This is a genomic window from Pseudomonas sp. MF09150 (assembly GCF_059862355.1).
Genome location: NZ_JCBCUS010000003.1, coordinates 623,421 through 636,271 on the forward strand (window position 1 = coordinate 623,421; position 12,851 = coordinate 636,271).

The window sequence follows — 12,851 nt, forward strand, 5'->3', positions numbered from 1 at the left end:
CTCGCAAAAAAAAGGGGAGCAAATGCCCCCCCGAGGTAAAACGTTGCAGATGAAGGCTTAGATCAGCCCTCGATCTCGATCAGGATCTCGCCCGGGTTGACCCGGTCGCCCTTGGCCACGTGGATGGCGGTCACCTTGCCGGCGATGGCCGACTGGACTTCGGTTTCCATCTTCATCGCTTCGGTGATCAATACCGCCTGGCCGGCCTTGACCACGTCGCCTTCCTTGACCAGCACGTCGACGATGTTGCCCGGCATGGTGGTGCTGACGTGACCCGGCGCCGTGGCCTGCTTGCGTTTGCTGCTGCCGCCGCCGACAAATTCGTTGAGCGGCTCGAACACCACTTCTTCCGGCATGCCGTCGATCGACAGGTAGAAGTGGCGCTTGCCTTCGGCCTTGACCCCGACCCCGGTGATATCGACGCGGTAGGTTTCGCCGTGGACGTCGATGACGAACTCGGTGGGCACGCCCTCGCCGCCCGCCTTGCTGACGCCACCGGCTTCGGGGATCGGCAGCAGCACTTCCGGAACCAGGGTGCCGGCCTCGCGCTCTTCAAGGAACTTGCGCCCGATATCCGGGAACATGGCGTAGGTCAGCACGTCTTCTTCGGACTTGGCCAGGGCGCCGATTTCACCGCGCAGCTTGGTCATCTCAGGCTTCAGCAGGTCGGCCGGGCGCACGTCGATCACGTCTTCGCTGCCGATGGCCTGGCGCCGCAGTTTTTCGTCGACTTCACCTGGAGCCTTGCCGTAGCCGCCTTGCAGGTAGAGCTTCACTTCGTTGGTGATGGTCTTGTAGCGCTCGCCGGCCAGGACGTTGAAGAACGCCTGGGTGCCGACGATCTGCGAGGTCGGGGTCACCAGCGGCGGGTAGCCAAGGTCGTGACGGACCCGCGGGATCTCGGCCAGCACTTCGCTCATGCGGTTCAGCGCGCCCTGCTCTTTGAGCTGGTTGGCCAGGTTGGAGATCATCCCGCCCGGTACCTGGTTGACCTGCACCCGGGTGTCGACCGCGGTGAATTCGCTTTCGAACTGGTGGTACTTCTTGCGCACGGCGTAGAAGTACAGACCGATTTCCTGCAGCAGCTCCAGGTTCAGGCCGGTGTCGAATTCGCTGCCTTTAAGGGCCGCGACCATGGACTCGGTGCCCGGGTGGCTGGTGCCCCAGGCGAAGCTGGAGATGGCGGTGTCGATATGGTCGGCGCCGTTCTCGATGGCCTTGAGCTGGCACATCGCGGCCAGGCCTGCGGTGTCGTGGGAGTGGATGAACACCGGCAGCGACTGCTCGGCCTTCAGCGCCTTGACCAGCTCGCCAGTGGCATAGGGCGTCAGCAGGCCGGCCATGTCCTTGATGGCCACCGAGTCGCAACCCATGGCTTCCATTTGCTTGGCCTGGGCGACGAAGGCCTCGATGGTGTGCACCGGGCTGGTGGTGTAGGCGATGGTGCCCTGGGCGTGCTTGCCGGCGGCTTTTACCGCTTCGATGGCGACCCGCAGGTTACGCACGTCGTTCATGGCGTCGAAGATGCGGAACACGTCGATGCCATTGACCGCAGCCTTGGCCACGAACGCGCGGACCACATCGTCGCTGTAATGGCGGTAGCCCAGCAGGTTCTGCCCGCGCAGGAGCATTTGCAGACGGGTGTTGGGCAATGCCGCGCGCAGTTGGCGCAGGCGCTCCCACGGATCTTCTTTGAGAAACCGCACGCAGGCGTCGAAAGTCGCGCCGCCCCAGACTTCCAGGGACCAGTAGCCGACCTTGTCGAGCTTGTCGCAGATCGGCAGCATGTCGTCGGTGCGCATGCGGGTGGCCAGCAGAGACTGGTGGGCGTCGCGCAGGATGGTGTCGGTAACGAAGATTTTCTTAGTCATATTCGGATCTCCTCATAGCTACAAGTTTCAAGCTACAAGCTGCAGGTAAAAGCCAATCTGCTCTTACCGCCGCTTGCAGCTGAAAGCTTGCAACTGCTTCATTCATAGGCCTGCGTGGGCGGCGATGGCGGCGGCGATGGCCAGGGCCAGCTCTTCGGGTTTGCGCTTGATCGAGTAGTTGGTCAGTTCAGGGTGGCTTTCAACGAAGCTGGTGTTGAACTGGCCGCTACGGAATTCCGGGTTACGCAGAATTTCCTGGTAATAGGCCGCCGTGGTCTTCACGCCTTGCAGGCGCATGTCGTCCAGGGCACGCAGGCCGCGGTCCATCGCTTCTTCCCAGGTCAGGGCCCAGACCACCAGTTTCAGGCACATGGAGTCGTAGAACGGCGGAATGGTGTAGCCGGTGTAGATCGCCGTATCGGTACGTACGCCGGGGCCGCCGGGTGCGTAATAACGGGTGATCTTGCCGAAGCTGGGCAGGAAGTTGTTTTTCGGGTCTTCGGCATTGATCCGGAACTGCAGCGCGAAGCCGCGATGCTGGATGTCTTCCTGCTTCACCGAAAGCGGCAGGCCGGAAGCGATGCGGATCTGCTCGCGGACGATATCGATGCCGGTGATTTCTTCGGTGATGGTGTGTTCCACCTGCACCCGGGTGTTCATCTCCATGAAGTACACCTCGCCCTCGGCGAGCAGGAACTCCACGGTGCCGGCGTTCTCGTAGCCCACGGCCTTGGCGGCGCGCACCGACAGGTCGCCGATATAGGCGCGCTGTTCAGGGGTCAGTTGCGGGCTGGGGGCGATCTCGATCAGCTTCTGGTTGCGGCGCTGGATCGAGCAGTCACGCTCGAACAGGTGCACCACGTTGCCAAAGCTGTCGCCGAGGATCTGCGCTTCGATGTGCTTGGGATTGACGATGCACTTTTCGAGGAACACTTCCGCCGAACCGAAGGCCTTGGTGGCCTCGGAAATCACCCGGGGGAAGGCTTGTTCAAGTTCTTCACGGCTGTTGCAACGGCGAATGCCGCGGCCGCCACCGCCAGAGGTGGCCTTGAGCATCACCGGGTAGCCAATGCGGTCGCCCTCGGTCAAGGCTTCGGCGATGTCCGCGACGTTGCCTTCGGTGCCCGGGGTCACCGGCACGCCGGCCTTGATCATGCTGCGGCGGGCTTCGGTCTTGTCGCCCATGCGCCGGATCACTTCCGCCGAAGGGCCGATGAATTTGATGCCACGCTCGGCGCAGATGTCCGCCAGCTCGGCGTTTTCCGAGAGGAAACCGTAGCCGGGGTGCAGTGCGTCGCAGCCGGTTTCCACCGCCAGGTTCACCAGCTTGCGCGGGTTGAGGTAACCGGCCAGCGGTTCGGCGCCGATGCTGTGCGCCTCGTCCGCGCGCTTTACATGCAGGGCATGGCGATCGGCGTCGGAATAGATCGCGACCGAACGGATGCCCATCTCGGCGCAGGCACGCACGATTCGTACGGCAATCTCACCACGGTTGGCGATCAGGATCTTTTTTATCACTTGGAGGTTCCCTTGAGCCGTTGAAACACACGACCTGCTAGACCAGGTCGGCGCGTGACCAAATGTTTCAAGTCAGTCGCTGCGCCACACTATGCTTATGGAGGGATTAACAAAAATCAATAATTATTGGGTCGACCATAAGTAAAGACTTATAGTTGGCCAATCAGCCTGCGGCGCGAGACCTAAAATAATGCGTAAGTCCTTGATGCGTATGACATTACGCCAGCTCCAGATCTTCAATGAGGTCTGTGATTTGCGCTCCTACAGTCGCGCCGCCGAAGAGATGTCCCTGACTCAGCCCGCCGTGAGCCTGCAGATCCGCCAGCTGGAAGAGCTGATCGGCCAGCCGCTGTTCGATTACGTCGGCAAGAAGCTGTACATGACCGAGGCCGCCGAAGCCCTGCAACGGGCCAGTCGCGACATTTTCGGACGCCTGGAAAACCTCGACATGCAGCTCTCGGACATGCAGGGATCGTTGCAGGGCCAGCTGAAACTGGCGGTGGAATCGAGCGCCAAATACTTCGTGCCGCACTTGTTCGCCGCCTTCAAGCGCCAGCACCCGGAGGTCAACCTGCAACTGACCGTGGTCAATCGCGGACAGGTGATCCGCCGTCTTTCGGATAACCGTGACGACCTGGTGATCATGTCCATGGTGCCGCAGGACATGGGCCTGGAGTTTCTGCCGTTCCTCAACAACCCGATCGTGGCCGTGGCGCCCCCCGAGCACCCGCTGTGCCATATGGGGCCGCTGCGCCTGCAGGACCTGGAGCCCTACAACCTGCTGGTGCGTGAACAGGGGTCGGGAACGCGGATGGCCTGCGAGGAATACTTCAAGGAGAAGCGCGTGCACTTCACCCAGACCCTGGAAGTGTCATCGGCCGAGGCCCAGCGCGAATGCGTGCGAGCGGGTCTGGGCGTGGCCTTGTTGACGCGCCACGCCCTGAACCTTGAGTTGGCGACGGGGGGGCTCATCGAGCTGCCCGTCGAAGAGCTGCCGTTGTACCGCAGCTGGTGCCTGGTGCAGGCCAAGGCCAAGCGCCTGTCACCGGTAGCGCATGCGTTCCTGGGGTTTATCCGCAGCGAACGGGTGCAGATCAGCGTGCTGGTTGAGCGTTTCGACGGGAAGCTGTCGGTGCCGCCTGCCAGTAGTTGATGGCTTCAAGCTCCGGGTAATCGTTGATCTCCTGCTGCAGTTGACGCAACTCACAGCGGTGTTCGATCGCGCGGCGAAACTCCATGCGGCGCTGGTCTTCCTGCTGACGACGGGTCTTGACTACGCTGTTGCTCTCTTCGTAAGGCCGGGCCATTTCTAGTCTCCCAATGCGAGTACGGGAGTTTCACGATGGACGTCGGGCGTTACGGTTTGGCGGCGGGTCAGTGACAGAGAGATGAATGTTGCCCAGTGGTGGGCCGCTCGAATGGCGCCCACCTCAGGCGGTGCAGCCAGACTCAATCGTCCAGCGCTTTGACCGATTTGGGCGACAGGCGCAGGCTGCGCAAGCTGCGTTTGACGCTTTTCAGGTGGTTGACCAGGCTCGGCCCGCGGGCCATGGCCACGCCCATGGCCAGCACGTCGATCACCACCAGGTGAGCGATACGCGAGGTCAGCGGGGTGTAGATTTCGGTGTCTTCATGCACGTCGATCGCCAGGTTGACGGTCGACAGCTCGGCCAGGGGCGTCTGGCTCGGGCACAGGGTGATCAGCGAGGCGCCGCTTTCGCGCACCAGGTTGGCGGTGATCAGCAGGTCCTTGGAACGCCCGGACTGGGAAATGCAGATCGCCACATCGGTGGGCTTCAGGGTCACCGCCGACATCGCCTGCATATGCGGGTCGGAATACGCCGCCGCCGTCAGCAGCAGGCGAAAGAACTTGTGCTGGGCATCCGCCGCCACTGCGCCCGACGCGCCGAAGCCGTAGAACTCCACGCGCTGGGCCTGGGACATGGCGGTCACGGCCTTCTGCAACTCCACCGGGTCGAGCTTCTCGCGCACTTCCATCAGGGTGTGCAGGGTAGTGTCGAAAATTTTCAGGCTGTAGTCGGCGACGGAATCGTCTTCATGGATCGCGAACTGGCCGAAGCTGGCACCGGCGGCCAGGCTTTGCGCCAGCTTGAGTTTCAGGTCCTGGAAGCCCGAACAACCGATGGCGCGGCAGAAACGCACGATGGTCGGTTCGCTGATGCCGACGCTATGGGCCAGGTCGGCCATGGAGCTGTGCATCACAGCCGCAGGATCGAGCAACACATGATCGGCGACCTTGAGCTCCGACTTGCGCAAGAGATGGCGTGACTGGGCGATGTGCTGCAACAGATTCAAAGGGCTGGACTCATTGTTATTGGCAGGCGCCAGGGATGTAGCAGTTTTGTAGTTATACTACATGAATCCGTTTTTTGCCCGCGCAATGCGTAACTGAATCAGCTTTACGTCCCCTATTTTGGCTGGGTCCGCTGTATGTAGCTGCCAGGGCGGCCCGCGCCTGCGGCAGTGCCTACAAGGCGGCGTCGGCTCGGAGTAATGCCGCCAGGCCTTCTGCTTCGACGGGGCGGCTGATCAGGTAACCCTGCACTTCGTCACACTGCTCGGCCTTGAGAAATGCCAGTTGCCCCGGATGCTCGACGCCCTCGGCCACCACCTTCAGCGACAGGCCGTGGGCCATGGCAATGATCGCCCGGGTAATCGCCGCATCCGCGCTGCCTTCCGTCAGACCACGGATAAACGCCTGATCGATCTTCACGTAGTCCACCGGGATCCGCTTGAGGTAACTCAGGGACGAATACCCGGTGCCAAAATCGTCGATCGCCAGCTTCACCCCCAGGCCTCGCAGCTGCTGAAAGGTCGAGATGATGTGTTCGACGCTGTCGAGCAACTGGCTTTCGGTCAGCTCAAGCTCCAGGTATTGCGGCTCCAGGCCGGTTTCTTCCAGCACCTGGCGCACCAGGCTCACCAACTTGCCCTGGCGCAGCTGATACACCGACAGATTGACCGAGACCCGAATCGGCGCCAGCCCCTGGCGCTGCCATTCACACGCCTGCCAGCAGGCCTGGCGCAACACGAACTCGCCGATCGGCCCGATCAGCCCGGTTTCTTCGGCCAGGCCGATAAAGTCCCCCGGCGGCACCCGGCCCATGGTCGGGTGATCCCAGCGTACCAACGCCTCGGCGGCATTCAGATGGCCGCTGGCCAGGCACAGCTTGGGTTGATAGAAGACTTTCAGTTGCTGTTCGTCGATGGCCTTGCGCAGCTGGTTTTCCAATTGCAGGCGCTCCAGGGTGCTGGCCTGCAGACTCTCGGTGTAAAACTGGAAATTATTCCCCCCCAAGTGCTTGGCGTACTGCATGGCCATGTTCGACTGGCTGATCAGCGCGGAAATCTCCCGCGCGCTATCGGGCAGCAGGCTGATGCCCATGGACGCGCTGACCACCAGCTCGTGGCCGTCCACGGTCAGCGGCAGGCGCAGCTTGCTCAGTAAACGGGTGGCGACCCGGGTCAGGCTCGACAGGCTGCCGTAGGCATCGAACAGCACCGCAAACTCATCGCCGGACAAGCGGGCGATGGTGTCGGCTTCCGGCAGCGCATTAATCAGGCGCCGGGCCATTTTCTGCAACAGCTGGTCGGCCACGTCATGCCCGAGGCTGTCATTGAGCAACTTGAAGCGGTCCAGGTTGATGTGAACCAGGGCCAGGCTGCGCCCGCCCTGGCGCACCCGCAGATGGGCGTCGCGCAGGCGCTCGCGAAACAGCGAGCGGTTGGCCAGGCCGGTAAGTTCGTCGTAGTGGGTCAGGTAGCGCATGCGCTCTTCGGACTCGCGCCGCGCCGACAGATCGGCGAAGAAGCCAACGATATGGCTGACCTGCCCGCGCTTGTCGCGGACCATGCTCAGTTGCAGCCACTGCGGGTACAGCTCGCCATTCTTGCGCGCCTCCACCAACTCGCCCTGCCAACTGCCGTGCTGCTCCAGGGCCTGGCGGATCGCCGGGTAGTGGCGACGCGCATCGCGGCTGCACGGCAGTTCCACGACATTGCGCCCGAGCATGTCTTCGATCTGATAGCCGGTGACGCGGCTGAATGCCTGGTTGATCGCGATCAATGCGTAATCCGGGTCGAGAATCACGATGCCTTCGCTGGCGGCCTCGAACACCGTGGCGGCCAGGTTGCGCTGCTCTTCCAGCTCCTTGCTGGTGCTGATGTCGCGCCGGGTGCCGACCATGCGCGTCACCCGTCCGCTGGCGCTACGCTCCACCGCTCGGCCACGGTCCTCGATCCAGACCCAATGGCCGGCACCGTGGCGCACCCGGTATTCAACTTGATAATCCTCGCTGCGGCCCTTGAGGTGCTCCACCAGGGCGCGCCTGAGCAGCGGCAGGTCCTCGGGGTGCAGGCGGGGCTTGAGGTGGCTGAGCATCGCCGTGACGTAGTCGGGCTCCAGCCCGAACAGCTCCTTGACCTGGGTGTGGTGCACTTCGTCGGTCTGCAGGTTCCAGTCCCACAGCCCCAACTCACTGGCCTTGAGCGCCAGGGCCAGGCGCGCCTCGCTCTTGCTCAGGGCCTTGTTGGCCGCGTCCAGCTCCAGGCTGCGCTCGGCGACCCGGCCTTCAAGGCTGACCTGGGCTTCGCGCAGTTCATCTTCGGCGCGCCGGCGCTGTTCAATCTCGCGGGCCAGCTCGCTGTTGAGCTGCTCGCTGCGGCTTTGCGCCTGCTGCAGGTGCTCGATCAGCGCCTGGTTCTGGAAACGCCGCAGCATGCCACGGTGGATCAGGCGATGAACCTGCCAGGCCACCACACTCAATGACACCAGCAGAATCAGCCCCAGCCAGCCCCAGCCGCGCTGTTGCTGGTCGCCGCCCCAGAACAGATAGGCGATGGCCGGCAACAGACAGGGCAAGGTAAAGGACAGGAAGGCCGGCAGGCTGACGGCATAGGAAACGCTGGCGGAGAGAATCGCTGCGCCGATCAGGCCGAAGACCCAGGCCTGCTGCAGGAAACTGTCGGCGGGCACCAGGGCGATAGCGGCGCAGGCCAGGGTCAGGCCACTGACCGCAGACCCCATCAGAAACATCCGCCGCCACACCGCGTGTGCCTGGCGGCTGGGCATGGCGGAATCGAACGCCGCCACCTGGATCACCCGCAGCGCCACCAGGGCCAGCAGCCAGACCATCCACACACTGACCAGCAAGTACCGCTCGGGGCTCCACAGCAACCAGGCGCAGACCAGACCGTTGAGCAGCATGAAGAGTGTGGGCAGCAATGAGCCCTGATAAAGCAGACGCGTGCGCTCGACCGCCATCTCCATGGCGTAGTGCTGGCGGATAACCCGCGGCTCCACAAAAGGACCGCTCAGGTCGGTGCTGAGTGTCATAGGCAGTGTTCTTATAATGGTTGAGCCTGAAACGTCGCCGGAGCATACACAAGCAATAGCCCGTACCAAACTGCTCCAGATCATAAATCGCTAAAACAAATCCCCCGCCGGTACCGCATAAAACCGTACAGGCGAGCACTGCCAACGGCTGCAGCCTGTGACCGACCGGTCGTCATCCACGGTAGTTTTATCGGCTAAACCAACGCCGGGTTTGCCCGGTGTCGCCCGGCCCCCTAGAATGCCCCGATGCGCGATGACCTCTCCCTTCTGCTGAACTCCCTCAACGATGCCCAACGCCAGGCCGTAGCTGCCTCCGTGGGTCGTCAGTTGGTCCTGGCCGGTGCTGGATCCGGTAAAACCCGTGTGCTGGTGCACCGTATCGCCTGGTTGATCCAGGTCGAGAACGCCTCGCCACACTCCATCCTGTCGGTGACCTTCACCAACAAGGCGGCTGCCGAGATGCGCCATCGCATCGAGCAGTTGATGGGGATCAACCCGGCCGGCATGTGGGTCGGCACCTTCCACGGCCTGGCGCACCGCCTGTTGCGTGCCCATTGGCAGGAAGCGGGCTTGAGCCAGACCTTCCAGATCCTCGACAGCGACGACCAGCAACGCCTGGTCAAGCGCGTGATCCGCGACCTGGGGCTGGATGAACAGCGCTGGCCGGCGCGCCAGGCGCAATGGTTTATCAACGGCCAAAAAGACGAAGGCCTGCGTCCGCAACATATTCAAGCCAGCGGCGATCTGTTCCTGGCCACCATGCGCGGCATCTATGAAGCCTACGAGGCGGCCTGTCTGCGCGCCGGGGTCATCGACTTCTCCGAACTGCTGCTGCGCGCCCTGGACCTGTGGCGCGACCACCCGGGCTTGCTCGCGCACTACCAGAAGCGCTTCCGCCATGTGCTGGTGGATGAGTTCCAGGACACCAACGCCGTGCAGTACGCCTGGTTGCGCCTGCTGGCCAAGGGCGGTGACAGCCTGATGGTGGTGGGCGACGACGACCAGTCGATCTACGGCTGGCGCGGCGCGAAAATCGAGAATATCCACCAGTATTCCGAAGATTTCCCGGACGCCGAAACCATTCGCCTGGAGCAGAACTACCGCTCCACGGCCGGCATCCTCAAGGCCGCCAACGCCCTGATCGCCAACAACACCGGGCGCCTGGGCAAGGAGTTGTGGACCGACGGCGGCGAAGGCGAAGCCATCAACCTGTACGCCGCCTTCAACGAGCACGACGAAGCGCGCTACGTGGTGGAAACCATCGAAAGCGCGCTGAAAACCGGCCTGGCCCGCAGCGACATTGCCATTTTGTATCGCTCCAACGCCCAGTCCCGGGTGCTGGAAGAGGCCTTGCTGCGCGAACGCATCCCGTACCGCATCTACGGCGGCCAGCGCTTCTTCGAACGTGCTGAAATCAAGAACGCCATGGCCTACCTGCGCCTGCTCGAAGGCCGGGGCAACGATGCCGCGCTGGAGCGGGTGATCAACGTCCCGGCGCGTGGCATCGGCGAAAAGACCGTCGAAGCGATCCGCGAACACGCGCGCCACAGCGACGTGTCGATGTGGGAAGCCATGCGCCAGCTGGTGGCCAACAAGGGCCTGACCGGTCGCGCTGCCGGCGCCTTGGGCGGCTTTATCGAACTGATCGAGAACCTCGCGGCAAAAACCGCCGAGATGCCGCTGCACCTGATGACCCAGACGGTGATCGAGCAATCCGGGCTGATTGCCTACCACGAGGCGGAAAAAGGCGAAAAAGGCCAGGCCCGGGTAGAAAACCTTGAGGAACTGGTCAGCGCCGCACGCAACTTCGAAAACACCGAAGAAGACGAGGAGCTGACACCACTGGCTGCGTTCCTCGGCCATGCGTCCCTGGAAGCCGGCGACACCCAGGCCGACGAGCACGAAGACGGCATCCAGCTGATGACCTTGCACAGCGCCAAGGGCCTGGAATTCCCCTACGTGTTCCTGGTGGGCATGGAAGAAGGCCTGTTCCCGCACAAGATGAGCCTGGAAGAGCCCGGGCGCCTTGAAGAAGAACGGCGCCTGGCCTACGTCGGCATCACCCGGGCGATGCAGAACCTGGTCATGACCTATGCCGAGACCCGCCGCCTGTACGGTAGCGAGACCTACAACAAGGTCTCGCGCTTCGTCCGCGAAGTGCCCAAGGGGCTGATCCAGGAAGTGCGCCTGTCCAACAGCGTCAGCCGTCCCTTTGGCGGTGGCCAGCAGCAGAGCTCCAGCAGTCTGTTTGGTGGCAGTGAGATCCCGGACACCGGCTTCAGCCTGGGCCAGGCTGTGCGCCACGCCGTGTTTGGCGACGGGGTGATCCTCAACTTCGAGGGCGCCGGGGCCCAGGCGCGGGTCCAGGTCAACTTCAGCGAAGGCAGCAAGTGGCTGATGCTGGGTTACGCCAAGCTGGAAGCCATCTGAGCCCAGCGGAAGGCGGTGCGCCGGTGCGAGCCGGCACCCGCTGACCACGGCTGGCGCGCTCGCCCTCAAGCGTCCTTATATAAGGAAGAGGAACATCCCCATGGGCACAGGCTTTTTTTCCTCCTGGACATTCTGGGCCTTGCTATCGGCGACATTCGCCGCGCTGACGGCGATCTTCGCCAAAATCGGTATCGAGAACGTCAATTCCGACTTCGCCACCCTGCTGCGAACCGTAGTGGTTCTGGTGAGCCTGGCCTTGATTTTGTACGCCACGGGCCAATATCAGTCACTGGGATCGATCTCGGGCAAAAGCTACCTGTTCCTGGTGCTGTCCGGCCTGGCCACCGGTGCTTCCTGGCTGTGCTACTTCCGCGCGTTGAAGCTGGGCCCGGCCTCGCTGGTCGCGCCGGTCGACAAACTCAGCGTGGTGTTGGTCGCCCTGTTGGGCGCCGCGCTGCTGGGGGAGAAGCTCGACCTGCGGCAATGGGGTGGAATCGGACTGATCACCGCAGGCGTGGTGATGCTGGCGCTACGCCGCTAGGCACGGTTGCACTGAACCCACCCGTCGCCCGCCGGGTCCCAGATATACGTCCTCTTGCCCCGGCTGAAACTGAACCCAGCCTGTCAGGCAAAAGCCCGAAACATTATGCCGCTAGCCAGTGACACTTCACCTGTGCAACATGGCGCGCGTGCCATCCACAAATGGGAATTCCCTTTATGAAACGTTTTCTTAGCATCGCCATGGCGCTGTGCATCGGCCTGACGATGAGCCTCGACGCCAACGCCAAGCGCTTCGGTGGCGGCAAAAGCGCGGGCGCCGCGCCGTCGCACCAAACCAGCCAGATGGCGCCTTCCGCAGGTGCGGGTACTGCCGCAACCGCGGGCGCTGCCGGTGCCGCTGGCGCTGCTGCCAAAGCGGGCGGCGCTTCGCGCTGGCTCGGCCCTCTGGCCGGTATCGCCGCGGGCGGCCTGCTGGCCTCCATGTTCATGGGCGGTGGCTTCCAGGGCATGCAGATCTTCGACATCCTGATCCTCGCCGTCATCGCATTCGTGATCTTCCGCTTCATCGCCGCTCGTCGCCGCAAGCAGCAGGAGCAGTTCGCTCCGGCTGGCCACGCGCCCATGCAGCGTGAAGCCTTCCAGCCACAGCAGCCTGCTCCAGGCTCGATCTTCGGTGGTGCTTCGGCTGCCGCCGCCCGTCCGGTGATCAATGCTCCGGCCTGGTTCAACGAAGAGCGCTTCATCGAAGCTGCGCGTAACCACTTCCAGTCCCTGCAGCAACACTGGGACGCGAATGAAATGGACAAGATCGCCGAGTTCGTGACCCCGCAAATGCTGCAGTTCCTGAAAAAAGAACGCGCAGACCTGGGTGATGGCTTCCAGTCGACCTACATCGACAACCTCAATGTCCAACTGGACGGCGTGGATGATCGTGCCGACAAGACCATTGCTACCCTGACCTTCACCGGCGTGTCGAAAACCTCGCGTTTCGACCAGGGCGAAATGTTCAGCGAAAGCTGGAACATGGAACGCGCTCCAGGCGACAACCAGCCTTGGCTGGTTGCAGGTATCCGCCAGAACGGCTGATCCCTTTCGCGGTCACACCAGTAATGCAGAACCCCGACTCAGGTCGGGGTTTTGCATTTCACGATTGCACTTATAGCGAGCTACTGTAT

Annotated in this window: 9 protein-coding genes; 4 read left to right on the plus strand and 5 right to left on the minus strand. The window is 62.8% G+C overall.

Features of this window, described 5'->3' with window-relative positions:
• Nucleotides 1-62 precede the first annotated feature (62 nt).
• On the minus strand, nucleotides 63-1,871 hold the full coding sequence (gene oadA / locus AC19YX_RS15780) for a sodium-extruding oxaloacetate decarboxylase subunit alpha (protein WP_078470385.1): 1,809 nt from the start codon (nucleotides 1,869-1,871) through the stop codon (nucleotides 63-65).
• Between the two features lie 102 nt (nucleotides 1,872-1,973).
• The gene (locus AC19YX_RS15785) at nucleotides 1,974-3,389 is read right to left on the minus strand and encodes an acetyl-CoA carboxylase biotin carboxylase subunit (RefSeq protein ID WP_020294870.1); all 1,416 of its coding nucleotides are present in this window, start codon (nucleotides 3,387-3,389) and stop codon (nucleotides 1,974-1,976) included.
• Between the two features lie 190 nt (nucleotides 3,390-3,579).
• Between AC19YX_RS15785 and AC19YX_RS15790 the strand changes: the two genes are divergently transcribed.
• Nucleotides 3,580-4,542 carry a LysR family transcriptional regulator gene (locus tag AC19YX_RS15790; protein WP_078470384.1) on the plus strand — a complete coding sequence of 321 codons (963 nt, stop codon included), beginning with the start codon at nucleotides 3,580-3,582 and terminating at the stop codon, nucleotides 4,540-4,542.
• On the opposite strand, the gene AC19YX_RS15795 is transcribed toward AC19YX_RS15790, so the two are convergent.
• From AC19YX_RS15795 to AC19YX_RS15805, 3 genes are all read right to left on the minus strand, one after another.
• Entirely contained in the window at nucleotides 4,484-4,696 is a 213-nt protein-coding gene (locus AC19YX_RS15795; RefSeq protein ID WP_078470383.1) for a PA3496 family putative envelope integrity protein, read from the minus strand. The two genes, AC19YX_RS15790 and AC19YX_RS15795, sit on opposite strands and share 59 nt — an antisense overlap.
• A 142-nt stretch (nucleotides 4,697-4,838) precedes the next feature.
• Nucleotides 4,839-5,705 (minus strand): transcriptional regulator HexR, encoded by an 867-nt coding sequence (gene hexR / locus AC19YX_RS15800; RefSeq protein WP_003177007.1) that lies wholly within the window; start codon nucleotides 5,703-5,705, stop codon nucleotides 4,839-4,841.
• 172 nt (nucleotides 5,706-5,877) lie between these two features.
• Nucleotides 5,878-8,745, minus strand: a complete 2,868-nt coding sequence (locus tag AC19YX_RS15805; protein ID WP_078470382.1) for a GGDEF domain-containing phosphodiesterase — start codon at nucleotides 8,743-8,745, stop codon at nucleotides 5,878-5,880.
• 246 nt (nucleotides 8,746-8,991) lie between these two features.
• On the opposite strand from AC19YX_RS15805, the gene uvrD reads away from it, so the two are divergent.
• The 3 genes from uvrD to AC19YX_RS15820 all read left to right on the plus strand — a co-directional run bounded on the left by uvrD (nucleotide 8,992) and on the right by AC19YX_RS15820 (nucleotide 12,762).
• The gene (gene uvrD, locus AC19YX_RS15810) at nucleotides 8,992-11,175 is read left to right on the plus strand and encodes a DNA helicase II (RefSeq protein ID WP_078470381.1); all 2,184 of its coding nucleotides are present in this window, start codon (nucleotides 8,992-8,994) and stop codon (nucleotides 11,173-11,175) included.
• Nucleotides 11,176-11,275: 100 nt separating this feature from the next.
• A complete protein-coding gene (locus AC19YX_RS15815; RefSeq protein WP_078470380.1) occupies nucleotides 11,276-11,716 on the plus strand; it encodes an EamA family transporter in 441 nt (146 codons plus the stop codon).
• Nucleotides 11,717-11,892: 176 nt separating this feature from the next.
• On the plus strand, nucleotides 11,893-12,762 hold the full coding sequence (locus tag AC19YX_RS15820) for a Tim44 domain-containing protein (RefSeq protein WP_078470379.1): 870 nt from the start codon (nucleotides 11,893-11,895) through the stop codon (nucleotides 12,760-12,762).
• Nucleotides 12,763-12,851: the final 89 nt, after the last annotated feature.

Excerpts from the sequence above, each read along its gene's own strand:
- oadA (WP_078470385.1), bottom strand. The coding sequence starts at position 1,871 with ATGACTAAGAAAATCTTCGTTACCGACACCATCCTGCGCGACGCCCAC.
- AC19YX_RS15790 (WP_078470384.1), top strand. The coding sequence starts at position 3,580 with ATGCGTAAGTCCTTGATGCGTATGACATTACGCCAGCTCCAGATCTTC.
- AC19YX_RS15795 (WP_078470383.1), bottom strand. The coding sequence starts at position 4,696 with ATGGCCCGGCCTTACGAAGAGAGCAACAGCGTAGTCAAGACCCGTCGT.
- AC19YX_RS15805 (WP_078470382.1), bottom strand. The coding sequence starts at position 8,745 with ATGACACTCAGCACCGACCTGAGCGGTCCTTTTGTGGAGCCGCGGGTT.
- uvrD (WP_078470381.1), top strand. The coding sequence starts at position 8,992 with ATGCGCGATGACCTCTCCCTTCTGCTGAACTCCCTCAACGATGCCCAA.
- AC19YX_RS15815 (WP_078470380.1), top strand. The coding sequence starts at position 11,276 with ATGGGCACAGGCTTTTTTTCCTCCTGGACATTCTGGGCCTTGCTATCG.
- AC19YX_RS15820 (WP_078470379.1), top strand. The coding sequence starts at position 11,893 with ATGAAACGTTTTCTTAGCATCGCCATGGCGCTGTGCATCGGCCTGACG.